This is a genomic window from Sphingopyxis sp. GW821-FHT10B01 (assembly GCF_059415685.1).
The window spans coordinates 754,069-769,832 of sequence record NZ_JBWKNS010000001.1; the positions used below are offsets into that span (position 1 = coordinate 754,069).

The 15,764-nt window shown below is 65.6% G+C and carries 17 protein-coding genes and 1 pseudogene; 7 read left to right on the forward strand and 11 right to left on the reverse strand.

The window, feature by feature from the left end; genetic code table 11:
• Positions 1-124 precede the first annotated feature (124 nt).
• Positions 125-541: a DUF2793 domain-containing protein gene (locus AC07NV_RS03360; protein WP_495164921.1), complete on the reverse strand. Its 417-nt coding sequence runs from the start codon at positions 539-541 to the stop codon at positions 125-127.
• Between the two features lie 21 nt (positions 542-562).
• Here AC07NV_RS03360 and AC07NV_RS03365 point away from each other — a divergent pair, with 21 nt between their 5' ends.
• Positions 563-898: a hypothetical protein gene (locus AC07NV_RS03365; protein WP_495164922.1), complete on the forward strand. Its 336-nt coding sequence runs from the start codon at positions 563-565 to the stop codon at positions 896-898.
• Between the two features lie 42 nt (positions 899-940).
• Here AC07NV_RS03365 and gp17 read toward each other — a convergent pair whose 3' ends face one another.
• The 9 genes and pseudogenes from gp17 to AC07NV_RS03410 form a co-directional block, all read right to left on the reverse strand.
• Entirely contained in the window at positions 941-1,333 is a 393-nt protein-coding gene (gene gp17 / locus AC07NV_RS03370; protein ID WP_495164923.1) for a tail completion protein gp17, read from the reverse strand.
• Positions 1,330-1,824, reverse strand: a complete 495-nt coding sequence (locus tag AC07NV_RS03375; protein WP_495164924.1) for a head-tail connector protein — start codon at positions 1,822-1,824, stop codon at positions 1,330-1,332. The genes gp17 and AC07NV_RS03375 overlap by 4 nt, the downstream gene beginning before the upstream one ends.
• A 58-nt stretch (positions 1,825-1,882) precedes the next feature.
• A pseudogene (locus tag AC07NV_RS03380) lies at positions 1,883-2,143 on the reverse strand (HK97 family phage prohead protease); the annotation flags it as partial.
• Positions 2,140-2,448, reverse strand: coding sequence for a DUF6127 family protein (locus AC07NV_RS03385; protein ID WP_495164925.1), 309 nt, complete (start codon positions 2,446-2,448; stop codon positions 2,140-2,142). The gene AC07NV_RS03385 and the pseudogene AC07NV_RS03380, both read right to left, overlap by 4 nt.
• A gap of 15 nt (positions 2,449-2,463) precedes the next feature.
• A complete protein-coding gene (locus AC07NV_RS03390; RefSeq protein WP_495164926.1) occupies positions 2,464-3,570 on the reverse strand; it encodes a phage portal protein in 1,107 nt (368 codons plus the stop codon).
• 48 nt (positions 3,571-3,618) lie between these two features.
• Positions 3,619-4,962 (reverse strand): DNA-packaging protein, encoded by a 1,344-nt coding sequence (locus tag AC07NV_RS03395; RefSeq protein ID WP_495164927.1) that lies wholly within the window; start codon positions 4,960-4,962, stop codon positions 3,619-3,621.
• Positions 4,959-5,123 (reverse strand): hypothetical protein, encoded by a 165-nt coding sequence (locus AC07NV_RS03400; RefSeq protein ID WP_495164928.1) that lies wholly within the window; start codon positions 5,121-5,123, stop codon positions 4,959-4,961. Before AC07NV_RS03400 ends, AC07NV_RS03395 begins: the two co-directional genes overlap by 4 nt.
• Positions 5,120-5,710 (reverse strand): hypothetical protein, encoded by a 591-nt coding sequence (locus AC07NV_RS03405; RefSeq protein ID WP_495164929.1) that lies wholly within the window; start codon positions 5,708-5,710, stop codon positions 5,120-5,122. Before AC07NV_RS03405 ends, AC07NV_RS03400 begins: the two co-directional genes overlap by 4 nt.
• Positions 5,711-6,289: 579 nt before the next feature.
• The gene (locus AC07NV_RS03410) at positions 6,290-8,104 is read right to left on the reverse strand and encodes a hypothetical protein (RefSeq protein ID WP_495164930.1); all 1,815 of its coding nucleotides are present in this window, start codon (positions 8,102-8,104) and stop codon (positions 6,290-6,292) included.
• Positions 8,105-8,368: 264 nt separating this feature from the next.
• On the opposite strand from AC07NV_RS03410, the gene AC07NV_RS03415 reads away from it, so the two are divergent.
• Entirely contained in the window at positions 8,369-8,503 is a 135-nt protein-coding gene (locus AC07NV_RS03415; RefSeq protein ID WP_495164931.1) for a zinc finger domain-containing protein, read from the forward strand.
• 118 nt (positions 8,504-8,621) lie between these two features.
• Here the strand turns inward: AC07NV_RS03415 and pip are convergent, their stop codons facing one another.
• A complete protein-coding gene (pip, locus tag AC07NV_RS03420; RefSeq protein WP_495164932.1) occupies positions 8,622-9,716 on the reverse strand; it encodes a prolyl aminopeptidase in 1,095 nt (364 codons plus the stop codon).
• A 240-nt stretch (positions 9,717-9,956) separates the two neighbouring features.
• Between pip and AC07NV_RS03425 the strand changes: the two genes are divergently transcribed.
• The 5 genes from AC07NV_RS03425 (at position 9,957) to AC07NV_RS03445 (ending at position 15,719) form a co-directional block, all read left to right on the forward strand.
• Entirely contained in the window at positions 9,957-10,202 is a 246-nt protein-coding gene (locus tag AC07NV_RS03425) for a hypothetical protein (protein ID WP_495164933.1), read from the forward strand.
• The gene (locus tag AC07NV_RS03430; protein ID WP_495164934.1) at positions 10,202-11,518 is read left to right on the forward strand and encodes a L,D-transpeptidase scaffold domain-containing protein; all 1,317 of its coding nucleotides are present in this window, start codon (positions 10,202-10,204) and stop codon (positions 11,516-11,518) included. The genes AC07NV_RS03425 and AC07NV_RS03430 overlap by 1 nt, the downstream gene beginning before the upstream one ends.
• Before the next feature lie 145 nt (positions 11,519-11,663).
• Positions 11,664-12,482, forward strand: a complete 819-nt coding sequence (locus AC07NV_RS03435; RefSeq protein ID WP_495164935.1) for a S1 family peptidase — start codon at positions 11,664-11,666, stop codon at positions 12,480-12,482.
• 118 nt (positions 12,483-12,600) lie between these two features.
• Positions 12,601-14,757, forward strand: coding sequence for a S9 family peptidase (locus AC07NV_RS03440; RefSeq protein ID WP_495164936.1), 2,157 nt, complete (start codon positions 12,601-12,603; stop codon positions 14,755-14,757).
• Positions 14,758-15,323: 566 nt separating this feature from the next.
• On the forward strand, positions 15,324-15,719 hold the full coding sequence (locus AC07NV_RS03445; RefSeq protein WP_495164937.1) for an Ohr family peroxiredoxin: 396 nt from the start codon (positions 15,324-15,326) through the stop codon (positions 15,717-15,719).
• Positions 15,720-15,764: the final 45 nt, after the last annotated feature.

A 15,764-nucleotide genomic window follows, 5' to 3' on the forward strand; every position in this document is an offset into this window, starting at 1 on the left:
TCCCCTTTCAAATTGAGATATACGTCTCGGCAGACGTCCTACTCGCCGCTTTGGTTCCGTGCAAGTGAACAAATCGATAATCTGTTGCCAAAAAGTCGCACTTCCGTTGCTGTCGAACGGAAATTCAGCCTGAGATCAGAAGACCCTGCGCGGCGAGGTGCAGGATCAACGTTGTGATTGCACTACGCGCTTCGGAATCGATTGTCGACCCGCCAGCCGGAGTTCCGACCACGCCCGGCGCGGCCCATCCGGCCCCGTCGAAGCGGAGCTGCGCGCCATCGGCGAGCCGGGTTACCTGCATACCGTCGCGCGCCGATGCAAAGCGCCACCCTCCTGCGGTCCAGAGCGCGATCGCATTTTCCTGGCCCACCCAGCCGCCGGTCGGCGTCGCACCGACAATCCAGCATTGCCCTTCGGCTGGGTCGTCCGCAGGCCCGCGACCGTCCGGTACGTCGGCGGCGCTTCGCCGTCGCCGATCTTGAGCAGAAAAGCGCTCCCATTTTCGATTGCCATCGTCTATTCTCCTCGACAGAAAAATCATGCGTTAACGGGGAGTCGCAGGATGCTGATTACGACATTGCTTTTGGCCGCCATGGCACCCGCACCGACGGGTGCGGTCGACACGACGCGCGCCGCATTCACCAAATGCCTGCGCGACGACATGAAGAAGGCACTCGAAGCCAAGAAGGAGGAGGCCGAATATGAACTCGGGCTCAAGGCGAACTGCTCGAAAGAACGCGACGCGTTCCGTGCGGCGGTGATCGCGCTCGGCCGCTCGGGCGGCGATTCCGAAAAGGTCGCGTCCGAAGACGCCGACATGCAGATCGAGGATTACCACGCCAATTTCACCGACAAGTTCAAGGATTACAAAGCGAACAACTCGCTGCCCGGCGAGTGAATCCCATCAAGCCCCTCCCCTTCGGGGGGAGGGGCTTTCATCTCACGCCGCCAAACAACGGCAACGCACCATGATGTCGTGACGCCAGCCGCCTTCGCGGGCGAAGGTGAAGCGCGTCCGTATCGTCCGTGCCCCGACGACCGCCCAAGCGCCCGCTGCGCCGCGCAGCGCCGCCACGACGGCCTCGATGCGCGCGGCCGCCTTGTCGTCGATCCCGCTGCCCACGCCGACCAGCGCCAGCGTCAGGCGTATCTCGCGCCCCGCCCGGTCCTTGGTCCCCCAGTCGCTGCCTTCTGCCGCACCGACCGCGACATAGGGCGCGCTCACGCGCGGCGGCGTGCCGTCAAAGATCCCGTGCACCATCCCCGCCAGTTCGGCGTCCCCCTCTAGCAGGGCGAGTGCTTTGGCACGAACCGCCTGTTCGGCGCCGCTCATCGCCTGCCGCCCAGACCGAGTAACCGCCACGGCTGCCACAGCGCTGCGACGGCGGCCGGCGGCGGCGCCTCCGTCCCGTCGCGCGCATCGTATAAATGCTGCGTCATGCGCACGATCCCCTGCCGGATCGCTTCGGGGATTCGGTTGACGTCGTCGGCCATGCCGGCGCGATAGGCGACGCGAATCCGCCGCGCATCGCCGGGATGATCGATCGTCAGCCGCGCGGTGCCGTCGCGCGCGATCGTCACGCGATAATCATCTGCCGCCAGCACCGCCTCGCCGTTCCCGTCGGTCAACAGCACGACGGCATCGACCCCGACGACCGGGCGGACACTCAGCCGCAAGGTGCCCGCACCGATCGGCAACGTCTCTTCCGCGGCGCGCACCAGCCCGGCCACCACCGCATCGTCGATCGCGGCCCCCATCCGCAACCACCCGCGCGCCTCATCCAGGCTCACCGGGGCATCGCCCGGCCACAAACTTGTCGTCATCTCCGTTCCTCCACCCGCACGGTCAATGACCGTTCATCGATCTGCCCGTCACCCGGCACCGCGCCGCCGCCGTCGGATGCGTCACCCGCGCCACCACGCGCAGCCCGCGCTTATCCTCCGCCAATGTCTCGATGATACCGATCGGCGCGCCCGGCCGGTGCTGCCACAGCAAAGGCACCGCGCGCCCTTCGCGCAAACTCGCCGCAAAAGCTCCCGGCCGCACCACATCGCCCCCGCGATCGACGCGGCCGAACACCGATGCATAGCCCGCGAACCGCACGTCCTTGGCGCGCGCCCCGACGGCTACCGCCGCCCTCACTTCAAGAGCCCCGGCAGCCCCAGCTTCATCGCCAGCCCGACGACCAGCAGCGCCAGCATCGCGCGCACCGCCCAGTCGACCGCCGCCTTCCACGCGCTCGTCTTGGCATCGCGCCAGGCGCCGAGCAGCTGGCGCAGATCGGCCATGTCGTCCCGCGCCGCCTCGTCGGCGAGCCCCAGCCGCGCCAGCGCCCGCCGCGCCCCCAGCTCGCTCGCCTCCTCGACCACCGCGCGCAGCAGTGCCGCATCGGGCGCGTTCGTCCCCGCCAGCGCGATCAACCGCGCCAGCGCCTCTTCTTCGTCCATGTCGCAATCTCCGGTTTAAGCGACGCCCAGCAGCGCCTTCTTCTCGTCCGCCGTCAGCCAGTCGGCCGCCGACACCTCGCGCCACAGCGCCATCCGGTCCTCCGCCAGCGCGGGGACCTTATCCAGATCGACGCGCAAGTCCGCGCCATCGAACCACCCCGCCAGCCCCTGCGCCACCGCCCCCAAGATCTTCGCGCAAAGCGGCAACACCGTCAGCCGCCACAGCGCGCGATTCGCCTCGCGGTAATTGGCATAGGTCGCATCGCCGGGCAGCCCGAGCAGCATCGGCGGCACCCCGAAAGCCATCGCAATCTCGCGCGCGCTCGAATCCTTCAGCGCCAGGAAATCCATCTCGGCCGGCGACAGCGACAGCGCCTGCCACCGCAATCCGCCCTCGAGCAGCAACGGCCGCCCCGCGTTCGCCCCGCCCGCAAAACTCTCGGCCAATTCCTCGCGCAGCCGGTCGACCTGCTCGGCCGACAAAGGCATCCCCTTGTCGCCCGGATCATGGACCAGCGCGCCCGAAGGCCGCGCCGCATTGTCGAGCAGCGCCGCATTCCATTTTGCTGCAGCATTGTGCGCAGCAATTGCGCCCGCCGCCGCGCCGAGACACCCCGCGCCATAATGATCGTCGAGCGGATGCAGCGCCTTCACATGCACCACCACGGTCCGCCCCGCGCCATCCGCGGCAGGCAGCACGGCCACCGCCCCGCCGGCCTTGTACCGATAGGCCACCGGCCACCCCCGCGCATCGGCCTCGACCGTCACCCGCTCGGGCCGCAGCGCGAACAGCTCGGCCGGCGCCCCCGCGCCATCGGCCAAAATCTGCACATAGCCATTGCCATGGAGCAGCAATTGCGATGCCAAAGTCTCGATCAGCCCCTGCCCGCCCGACGAAGCCGACACCAGCGCCGCCAGCGCCGGATCGCTCGCGATCAAGGGCGCGCTCCCCGCCGCTTCCGCCACCAACCGCACCGCCCGCTGGACAATCGCATTGCCCAGATAGCCCTCGCGCAGCTGCGCCTCGTAAGACAGCGGCGCGGGCGCCGACCAGTTCCCATACACCCGCGACAAAGCGGGCCGCGCAGCCCCCTGCGCCGCCTTCCGGCCAAACCAGTTCATGCCATTCTCCCTCCACTGTTCCCCGGCGAAGGCCGGGGCCCAGGTACGTCAGATTCGCCGCACCCCCGGCGCCCGCCCCCGCCGCAGTCCCTCCAGCAACGCCGCCAGCGCCCACACGCACGCATCGGCGCGATCGGGCGAGCGCCCCGGCCCCGCGTAACCACCGCCGGTCTGGAACCCGCAAAGCTGGTCCTCGAGCGCGGTGAACACCCCCGCATGCACCACCTGCCCGCGCTCATAGGCCAGCACGACCGGCTCGGCGCGCCGCGCCTTGCCGACGCTCGCGTGCACCGCCACCACCGGCAGCGTCGCCTCGGCGGCGTGCAGCGTGCCCGCGACCATCTCGCCGCCCATATTGCTTTCGGCGACCACCCGGTCGGCGCCCCAGCGCGCCGCCGCCGCCGCGACCGCCTGCGCCCACACGCCGGGCTGCGCGCGCTCGACACTCGCATCCTCGACCACCGCCAGCCGCCCGTCGCGCAGCTCTGCCGCGACAATGATCCCGCATGCATCGCCATGGCTCGTCGCCGGCGGATCGACCCCGATCACCACGCGCACCAGCTTGCCGGTCGCGTCGGCCGCAACCCGGCACTGCTCGACCAGCGCGCGCGTCCACAGCGCGCTCTCGACATCCTCGAGCATCTCGCCGTCGAGTTCCTGCCGTCCCAGCCGCGTCCCGCCATAACTGGCGAGCATCGCCTCGACGAAATTGTCGGGCAGCCACACATTATCGCGCGTCCGCCCCAGCGTTTCCGCCAGCCCCGGCGCCGCCAGCACCCGCCGCATCGCCGCATTGACGCGCGGCGTCGTCGTCACCACGACACGCGGCCGCTCGCCCAGCCGCATCCCCAGCATCAGATTATCCCACGCCGCCTCGCCGCGCCGCCATTTCGCCAGCTCGTCGCACCAGGCGAAATGATGTTCGGGTCCGCGCAATTCCTCGCCCGCCTCGGCCGAATAGAGCGTCGCCACCGCGCCGCTCGAAAAGCGCAGCTCGCGCTTGCCTTTCACCCAGCGCGGTTCCTCGTTGGCGCGTGCAACCGCGAGCAGCCCGCTCGGCCCGTCGATCATCACGCGCTGCCCGTCGACCTGCGTCGCCGCGACCAGCGCGATCCGCGCATCGGGCATCGCCCGCGCCAGCTCGCTCACCCATTCGGCCCCCGCGCGCGTCTTGCCAAAACCGCGCCCGGCGCGGATCAGCCAGACGCGCCAGTCGCCCGGCGGGTCCCGCTGCCCGTCATTTTCGAACCCGTACCAGCGCGCGGTGAATTCGGCGATCTGCGCCTTGCTCAGCCCGCGCAGCACCTGCCGCCGATCCCGCTCGTCCATCCCGCGCAATCGTTTCAATATCGCGTCCGATTGCGCCCGCCGCGCGGTCGCCTCCGGCGTCATGCCCGGCAATCCTTGCACCCGAATTCGCGCGCCGCAAATTCGGCCCGCTGCGCATCGGTCAGCCCGCGCAGCACCAACCGCCGCTCGCCTTCGCTTAACCGGAGGAGGCGCTGCAGAACATCGCCGGATCGCACCCGCGGCGCGGCCGCCGCCGCAATCATGCCTCGCCATCCTTGCGCTCATCCTCGCGCTCGGCCTTACCCGCGATCGCCGCAGTACCGACCGGTGCCCCGTTCGCGGCCAGCGCATCGCGGCGCGCGCGCTGCCGCTCGACCATCGCGATCCGTTTCAGCAGCACCGCGTCGGTCTCTTCCTGCGTCGCGACATGGCACAGCTTGCGCTGATACCCGCGCCCTTGCTGGACGCTGCGCCGGTGCAGCGCCATCACCTCGATTGCCTGCGCGACCGTCATCTTCTCGACCGGCTCCTCGCGTTCGTCGAGTTCCAGCTCGCCCAGCACCTCCAGCGCGCGCCGCGCCAGCGCCATGTCCAGCCGCTCGTAACCCATTTCGAGCGCCGCCTGCCATTGCCGCGCAAACTCGGCATCGCGCCGCCGCAGCTCATAGGCGCTGGCGTTCCAGATTTCCGCCGCTTTGCACGCACGCGTGACGTTGCAGCTATAGGCCAGCTCGGTCAGGAACGTCTTGCGCCGCGCCGCGGTCCAGCTGGCCGGCTTTGCCCGCCGCCGCTGCGCCGGCCCGCTCTGAAAAGCGGTAATCTCTTCATTTGCCTCGCCCATATCGCCCATATCGCCACACTCCAAAAACAAAGGGGCCGAAACACCCTCCCGCCAAATGGGAAGGGCGCCGGCCCGACTCGCAATTCTTCATGATGGAACATTTGTGCCATAACAGCGTGACGATGTCAAGAGTTTTTAACCTATATGGTTTAAACGTCTCTTGGACGCACGTTTTGGCCGTATATGGCCGGTTCGAGACGGACCGCTTCTGGACTCAAAACGGGGAAAGCTGACATTCATGGTCAGCGAGTTTGCGCCGAGCTTCCCAAGGCCTCTGGCGATGAGTCGGGGGAACCGTGAGCGCCCGAGGCGAAGACCTCCGTTTTGCCGCCACAATGAAGGCGGCGAACTATAGCTCGCCGCCCACATCATATGCTGGAAGCTAGTCGTCCAAATCGTTAAACCGCCAAATCGAGTTGCCAGCTTTTTCGGCCGCTAATTCCAAGTGTTAAGTTCGCTTTGCACCGTCATCACCGAATCCCCGCTGGTTATTCCAGCAGAAGCGCAGGTGGGTAATGATCAACGCCAACGCCGCCCAAGCGAGACGCAAAGCCGCACCATCGAGGCGCATCGACCGTGCGCAAGAGATCAGACATAGCCTCTGTGTATTTCGGCGTAGATGATGTTCGCGCGCCCAACGCGATAGCGGATGATGTCAATAGCTCCGGCGGTTGCCGTCAGGGTCTTGTCACCGCCGGCAAACTTCCACGCGCCTCCCGCCGTTAGTGTGCGACCGCCAGTAGCGTCTTGGATAAGCATGATCTCGCCCTGACGTCCCGCGGCGAGTTGCGCCGGGTTGGACAAGATGAGGTTGCCCGTCAGGGTGATCTCATAGTTGGTCCATGCTATACTGAAATCTAGCGCGATAGAGGCGGAATAAGGCACAATCGCTACCTTGCCGAGCGTGGCACCGTAGCGGCGTCGTCCGCCAACAAGCGTGGTGACGTAAAAGTCGCTTTCTGAGTCGCCCGCATCAATATAGGGTGAGAAACCGCCAGGCACAGCCTGCACGCCGTTCGCGACTTGCTCGATAATCTCAGTGCCGCCCCGGAACCGACCGTACATGGCGAGAGTCCCTGCTTTAGCAAGGATCGTGCAGGCATCGTAGACCGGCCCGTTTGTGTTTCCGTTGGCGCTGGCCGCCGAAATGGCATTCTCGAAGGTGCAACGTCGGAAGTAGTTACCAGTGATAGCATTCGCGGCCAGTTTGTTACCGCCAAGATCGTAAACAACGCCAGTGGGCGAGCGAGCCGGATCGTTAGTCCAGTAGCAGTTCTCGAACTGCTCACCCCCAGGCCCATAGGGTGATGCATCCCCTCTGAATGTGTCGACGCCCCCAACAATCAAGGCGTCTCTGATAATGATATTCCGACCGCCACTAAAGTATAGCGGCACAAACGTAGTACCGATGAGGCTACCGCCTTCCCACACGACATCAAAAGTTCGCGATCCGATAGCGTCAAGCATGCCGGGACCGGTATTATCGCTCGCTTCGCAATCGATGAAGCGGATGTGATGGCAGACTCGCGAACCCTCGGGCTCAATATCGAACCCGGCAGCGGGAGCGCTGACGATCGTCCCCGTATTCTTGGCGATGCGATAGCATTTGGTGCGAGTAAATACGTTGCCGAAACCGCCGACTAGTGAAATGCCTTGACGCCCGCACTCCCAAAACTCGCAATCCTCTGTACCGTTGCCGGACAGCTTTTTGTCAGCCGGAATGAGGTCGTCGACTAGGATGCCATCAAGCGGGAACTGCCATGCCTTGCAGTCGTTAACGCGCCAGTCCTTCGTGTCGGAGAATTTCATAGCCGAGGCAGGGATTTGCCACCCCAAGTCACCGTAAGGGCCGCCGAGAACCGCAGTCGAAAGCAGGCCGTCGAAGTTGAACCCCTCCACGCGCGCGAAAACGCAGTTGTGGAACCAAATCAGAGCCTCGAACGGTGAGGCAAGATCATTCTCGCCCGCCGACGCCCAATAGGGCAGCGCATGGGTTGTCGGGTTGCCGGCCGCGTCGAACGTTCCGTATTTATATCCAGCCTTCGGGATCAGTTTGCAGCCGTTGCCCTTGAGGTAAATCGGCTTCGTTGCGTTCTTGAATACAAGGCCGTCGACCGGTTGCCAGCTATACTTCGGATGATAAGGAGAAGCAGTGCGGGCCACTTGGTCCGATGCAACATAGGTTGCGCCGGCGCGAAACTCGGCCACGCCGCCGTTGGCGACAAGGTGGGCTGCCATGAGGGCTAGAGCCGGGGTGTCGTTTGTTGTGCCGTCGCCTTTCGCGCCGAACTGTTCGGGCGTGACAAACCGGATCGCTTGATTTGTTCTTAGCGGGGTCATGACCTTGTCGTTGGCGGTACCGGCCTCGGCTTCGGCTTGTGTGGCGATGGGAAGGCAGCTCATAAATTCTCCTCTGGACGCCAGCAAAGCCGCTGACTGAGAACAAGAAGAGAACAATCGCAATCCTACAATGCAACCTACATCGCATCCTATTTCGTGCCTGCTACTGCGGGACTTGGCCGATAGAGGATGTCTGCTTCAGAGCTGCCATGGGATACCTGACGCTCACATCGTGGCATTCATGCCAGGTCAGCTGGTTGACAGCAGCGTGAGATCGATGCCGGCGGGGATGAGCCGGCCGACTGGCGCCCCGACCCAAGCAGCCCGATGTACAAGGCCCGAATTCGAGTCTCGAAACGGCCTTGTCCCAAGTGCGGTGCCACAGCCTATCAATCCTGTCGGAGCGCGCGGGAGGGATCGGTGCGCTGGGCATTCCACAAGGAGCGTTGGAGCCGGACATGATGGATAGCGAAGGAGCTCATAGTGGCGGATGCTATCGAACGTCCGCTTCGGTGCAAAGGGACATTACGGCGGAAAGGCCGACATCGGGCACAGCTGCCGCAACGCAGGGCAATCGTCTTCATTCACCCCCAATCGGCGCTAACCCGTCCATGATCGCGGTCAACGCCAGCGCATTCTCGCGCTCCATCGCGCTATGCCCCGCGTTGGTCACCACATAGGTCACCGGCTCGGCCCCGGCCGCGCGCAGCGCCGCGACCAGCCGCGAGGCCTGCGTCAGCGGGCACACCTCGTCGAACCGGCCATGGACGATATGCACCGGGATGCCTGCAAGCGTCGCAATATTGTCGAAGAAATGCCCCGCCGGAATGAACAGCGCATTGGCGAAATAATGCGCCTCGATCTGCGCAAAACACAGCGCGAAATCGGCCTCGCCGAACTTGCCCGTGTCGGCAGTCTCGGGGATCATGTTCGAAATCACCCCTTCCCACAGCGACCAGGTCAGCGCCGCCTTCAGCTGCCGCGCCTTTTCGGCCTCGGTCGCGGGCACCATATCGAAAATCGCCTTGTACGACGCCATCACATCGGTGCGCTCCTCGGCAGTCAGCACCGACAGCAAGTCCGCCCATTCGGCGGGATATTTCATATAGGCGCCGGGCTCGGTCAGCCCGTACGGGTCCTGCGCCCACGTCGCGGCATTGCCCTGGTACAGATAGAGCAGGTCCTCGGGCGCGCCGAGGAAGATGCCGCGCAGGATCAGGCTCGCGGTATGACCGGGATGCGCGATCGCATAGGCCATCGCGAGCGTGCTGCCCCAGCTTCCCCCGAACACATGCATCGGCCCGGCGATTTCCAGCTTCGCGCGCAATTTCTCGATATCGCCGATCAGGTCTTCGGTGGTGTTCTTCGCCAGCGCCACCGCGGGTCCCGCCGAGGCGACATTGGGCTCGCTTTTCCCGCAGCCGCGCTGGTCGAACAGGATGACGCGGTACCGCGCCGGGTCGAAGAAGCGCGCCATCGCCGGCGCGCACGCGCCGCCGGGGCCGCCGTGCAGGAACATCACCGGCTCGCCCGCGGGATTGCCATATTCTTCCCAATATATGCGGTGCGCCGGGTCGCGGTCGACCTCGAGCCAGCCGAAGTTGAGCAAGGGCGGCTGCGGATAAACCCAGTTGTCGCCGATCTTGCTCGTCACCTGCAACCGAGAAAAATCCATATCCAATGCCTTTACCTGTGATTGCGCCGCCAACCGGCCGCGCCCGGATTAACCTGCTGCGCCGCCATGTCCACTCTCCGCGCGGGGATGCAGGGAACTTATGGCGCAGGCCATCGTTCAAACGACACCCCTGATCGCGGGATGGATGACGCACCCTCAAACCTGCGCATGGCTGAAATTCCGGGGTTGGGCACTCGCGCAGGGACTGTGTTTTTCCTGTGCATCAAAAAGGAGTGGTCTATGCGTTTCCAACCCATTTTGCTCGGCGCCGCCGCAGCACTCGCGCTCTCCGCCTGCAGCCAGCAGCAAGAAGTCGCCGCCGCCCCGCCGCCGCCGCCGGGCGCAGTTCCGGGCAGCGTCGCCGCCGACCGCGACGGCGACGGCATCATTGACGGCTATTATACGGCGGACGGCATCTATCATCCGAACTATGCACCGCCCCCGCCGCCGCCGCCCGCTCCCACGCGACTGGGAGAACGCGGCTGATGATCGGGTTTCGGGGAGCGCGGCATCGCTGCGCTCCCCTTTTCCTCGCATTATCGGCGCTCGGCACCTCGCTCGCGCCGCCCGCCTTTGCGGCGCCCGCGGCCACGGGCGCCGCCGGACCGCTCGCAGCTACGATCCGCGAAGAAGCCGGCGGCGACGTCAAACGCTTCTACGCCGCGCGCGCTTACAAGCCGCTGTGGATCCGCGCGGGGAAGGTCGGGCCCGAGGCCGCGACGCTGCTCGGCTTTTTGTCGACCGCGTCGCGCGACGACCTCAAATCGTCCGCCTATGATCTCGAAAAGCTCGAGGGACTGATCGCCCGCGCGCGCGCCGGCGACCCGCAGGCGCTGGCGCGCGCCGATATCGCGCTCTCGACATCCTTCGCGCGCTACGCCCAGGATATGCGCCGGCCCGGCAAGGCGAAGATGGACTATGCCGACAAGTCGCTTCGTCCGAGAAAGGCGGATGCCGAAACGATACTCCGCGCCGCCGCCTTCCCCAGGGATTTCGGCGCTTACATGAAAAACATGGGCTGGATGAGCGAACATTATGTCCGCCTCCGCACCCTCATGGGCCGCGCACAGGCAGAGGGCGCCTCGAAGGACGCGATGGCGCGCCTTCGCCTCAACCTCGACCGCACGCGCATCCTGCCCGGCCCCTATACCCATCACATCGTCGTCGACGCCTCGTCGGGCCAGCTCTGGTATTATGGCGCAGGCAAGCGCGCGGGGTCGATGAAGGTCGTCGTCGGCGCCCCCGAAACGCAAACGCCGATGCTCGCGGGCAAGCTGCAATGGGCGATCCTCAACCCCTATTGGAACGTCCCCGACTATCTCGCCAAAAAATCCATCGCCCCCAAGGTGTTAGCTGGTAGAAGCCTCGCCTCGCTGCGCATGGAAGCGCTGTCCGACTGGGGGCCCAACCCGCGCAAGCTCGAAGCATCCGAGATCGACTGGCCCGCGGTCGCCGCGGGGAGCGAGGTGCTGCGCCTCCGCGAACTGCCCGGCGGCGCCAACTCGATGGGCCGCGTCAAATTCCTCTTCCCCAACGACGAGGGCATCTACCTGCACGACACACCGGAGCGCGCGCTGCTCGGCAAACCCGACCGTCATTTCAGCAACGGCTGCATCCGCCTCGAAAACGCCGGCCAGTTGGGCCAGTGGCTGCTCCACCGTTCGATCAACACCAGGTCGAAAACCCCCGAACAGGCGGTCGCGCTCCCGGTCGAGGTGCCCGTCTACCTCACCTACATCACCGCCGTCGCAACCGACCGCGGCATCGCCTTCCGCGATGACGTCTACGGGCGCGACGGATAGCCGGGCGCAAATCGGGTCCCCGTCAAGAATCGCCGCTGGCAACACGCGAAACTGTCCACTACACGTCCCGGTCACAATTTGATGAGGCCCTTTTTAGTCCCGGAGAAACTGGTTGGGCGGTGGAAGAATTGTCGACGGGGGTGGCGTGTTCCTGCGTGCGGTCGGACTTGCGCTTGCGCTGGCCGGTGCGGCAACGCCGGTCGGGGCGATCGTTATTCGCCACGATGTCGCGGACAGCCGCTACCTTGTCGCCGAAAACTATTACCCACCTCTCGTAGACTTGCCGGTTGAAGGGCATGGCGTTCTCATCGCCGACCGGTGGGTGGTCACCGTTGCTCATGCCATAACGTGGCAGGACAAACCCGTCACAAGCGTAAGGATCAATGGCCAGGATCGCGCCGTTGCGTCGGTGATCATCCACCCCGGCTATCGCAACCCGCCCGCCGCGCTGTTGCACGGCGATGCGGCGCCACTGCTGGCGTTCCAGGCGGCGAGGTCCGATATCGCCCTGATCCATCTGGCGGAACCGGTGCGCGACGTTGCGCCCGCGCGGCTCTATCGCGGCCAAGGCGAACACAACCGCATCGTGGAAATTATCGGCCGGGGAGCAAGCGGCGATGGCCTCGCCGGGCAGAATCCGGACGCACCGCATCGCGGGCCGCTGCGCCGCGCCGAGAACCGCATCGCGCACGCCGATGGTCCCTGGCTGGGCTACAAATTCGATCGCGGGGCGAGCGCCCTGACGCTCGAGGGAATGCTTGGCAACGGCGACAGCGGCGGGCCGATGCTGATCCGCCAGGGGCGCGAATGGCAATTGGCCGGTCTCGCATCATGGCAATGGTGGGACGGCGATCTCGCCGACTTTCGCGGCGGCACCTATGACCGGATCAGCTATCAGGTCCGCATCGCCCACTATGCCGGCTGGATCGACAGGACGATCTCCGGACAGGCGGCGGGCGGGTGAGGAACGGGAGGAACGGGGCGGGTCCGCAACGCCGATGCTCCCCGCTGACTACGGATAGTTGACCGCCCTGCGCGAAAGGTCCAGACCGGCCCCATCGATAAAAATGGGGAAGCTTTTCATGCGCAAACTGGCACTGTTCGGGGCGAGCCTTCTCGCCCTCACCTCGCAACTCGGTCTCGCTCAGGAAGATCAAGCGCCCGCTGCGCCCGCTGCAGAAACCGCCGCCCCTGCCCCCATGTCCGCCGCCGCCGTCGGCAGCGCGCGCAAAGGCCCCGACCATCGTCTCACCGGCGCCGACCTGTTCGACCTTTCGATCGCCGCCGACCCGCAGATCAGCCCCGACGGCCGCTATATCGCCTATGTCCGCCGCACGAACGACATCATGACCGACCGCGCGATCAGCTCGATCTGGCTGATCGACACGACGACGGGCGAGGAAACCCCGGTCGCAGGTCGCAGCGGCGGCGCCTTCTCGCCGCGCTGGTCGCCCGACGGCAAACGCCTCGCCTTCGCCTCGACCGAGGGCGGCAGCGCGCAGCTCTGGGTGCGCTGGATGAACGGCGGCGAAGCCGTCCGCCTCACCAGCCTCCCGACCAGCCCGTCCAGCCTCGCCTGGTCGCCCGACGGGCGCTCGATCGCCTATACGATGCTCGTCAAGGACGACGGCCCGAGCTTCGGCTCGGCTCCGAAGAACAAGCCCGAGGGCGCCAAATGGGCCGATCCGCTCGAAGTCCGCGACCTCCTCACCTACCGCGCCGATGGCGAGGGCTATGTCGAACCGGGCTTCGAAAAGATCTTCCTCGTCCCCGCGACCGGCGGTTCGCCGCGCCAGCTGACCTTCGGTCCCTATCATGACGGCGGTCCGCTCAGCTGGTCGCGCGACGGCCGCACGCTCTATTTCTCTGCGAACCGCAAGCCCGACTGGGAGAAGGATCCCGTCGAAAGCGAAATCTACGCGCTCGACGTGACGGGCGGCAGCGTCACTGCGCTCACCGACCGCAACGGCCCCGACGCCAACCCGCTCGTTTCCCCCGATGGCGGCAAGATCGCCTGGGTCGGCTTTGACGACAAATTGCGCGCTTACGAAAACACGCAGCTCTATGTCATGAACCGCGACGGATCGGGCAAGCGCAGCCTGACCGCCAACTGGGATTATGGCGTCGATGCGATCCAATGGGCGGCCGACGGCAAGTCGGTCTATGCGCAATATGACGATCATGGCGAAACGAAAGTCGCGCGCATCGGCCTCGACGGATCGGTCCGCGACGTCGCCAAGGGCCTGTCCGGCGGCGGGCTCGACCGGCCTTATAGCGGCGGCAGCTTCACCGTCTCCGATGGCGGCGCGATCGCCTTCACCGGCGGCACCGCGACCCGCCCCGCCGAGGTACAGCTCAATCGCGGCGGCACCGCGCGCATCCTCACCGACCTCAACCGTTCGCTTCGCGAAGTGAAATCGCTCGGCGAAGTCCGCAAGATCACCGTCGCCTCCAGCCACGACGGCAAGACGATCGAGGGTTGGCTCACGCTCCCGCCCGGCTACCGCGACGGCCAGCGCGTGCCGCTGATCCTCGAGATCCACGGCGGCCCCTTCACCGCTTACGGCCCGCATTTCTCGACCGACAACCAGCTTTATGCGGCGGGCGGCTATGCCGTCCTCTCGGCGAACCCGCGCGGGTCGACCAGCTATGGCGAAGCCTTCGCGAACGAGATCGACAAGGCCTATCCGGGCAACGACTATTTCGACCTGATCAGCATCGTCGATCGCGCGATCGAACTCGGGGTCGCCGATCCCGACGCGCTGTTCGTCACAGGCGGCTCGGGCGGCGGCGTCCTCACCAGCTGGATCGTCGGCAAGACGAACCGCTTCAAGGCGGCGGTCGCGCAAAAGCCGGTGATCAACTGGACGACGCAGGCGCTCACCGCCGATGGCCCCGGTTTCTTCGGCCCCTATTGGCTCGGCGCCGAGCCGTGGGAAAAGCCCGAACTCTTCTGGGCGCGCTCACCTCTGTCGCTCGTCGGCAATGTCGAAACCCCGACGCTCGTCATCGTCGGCGCCGAGGATTACCGCACCCCGGTCAGCGAATCCGAACAATATTACACCGCGCTCCGCCTCCGCGGTGTGCCGACTGCGCTGATCAAGGTCCCCGGCGCCAGCCACGGCAGCATTGCCGCACGCCCGTCGCAATCGGCCGCCAAGGCCTCGGCGATCCTCGCCTGGTTCGAGAAGTATAAGAAGGGCTGGACACGGCCGGCGGGCGACGCGGCGGGAAAATAGCCCGCTCGTCCCTTTGCGGCTTTGCAACGGCAAGCTGACGTCCACTTTTCGTCACCCCGGACCTGATTCGGGGCCAGGCGACCAACGTCAGCATGGATGCCGGATCGAGTCCGGCATGACGAGCTTATGTCGGCTATGGGGTGATGAACTGCCACTGGTGCACCCCGGCGAAAGCCGGGGCCCATGCGGAAACACGCGAGGTCCGCGTCAGGCTTCTGGACCCCGGCTTTCGCCGGGGCACACATCTCTATCGGCAGCAATCGGTCGTGAGCCGCCATATTGTTCCCCGGCGCAGGCTGCGGTCCAGAGCGTTGGAGAGCCGGCGTTGCGCGATGGCGCTCTGGGCGCCGGGGAACGGCTTCTTTCGGTCGATTCCGGTCGTCCGGCAAACACAACTGACCCCAAAACACCGATGGCCGCCAAATATATAAACCCGATTCCAATATCTTATTATTATATCGTGTACGATATAATCGGTAACGCTTGACTCTGTTTCGCGACTCGCTTAATTACATTGTATCCGATCTAAACGGATACGATGTAATCCCGCCCAAAAGGAACCTGACATGACCGACAAAATCATCTTCACCGGTACCACCCACGTCAAAGGCGGCGCCGACGGTTACGCCCGCAGCACCAACGGCGTCCTCGACCTCGCGCTGCCGCAGCCGCACCCCGCCGCCGAGAATCTCTTCGCCGCCGCCTGGTCGGCCTGCTTCATCGGCGCGCTCGAACTCGCCGCCGGTCAGCGCAAGATCAAGCTCCCCGCCTCGCCCGAAGCCGACACGACAATCGAGGTTCTGAACCGCGCCGATGGCTTCATCCTCCGCGCCCGCCTCGACATTCAGGTTCCCGGCATCGACCGCGACATTGCGCGCGAACTCGTCGACACCGCGCACAAAATCTGCCCCTATTCGAAAGCGGTCGCAGGCAATATCGACATCGAACTCAACCTCGTCTGACGTCTCGACCGGGCGGTGCCGCCCCTCCCCCTCGGGGCACCGCCC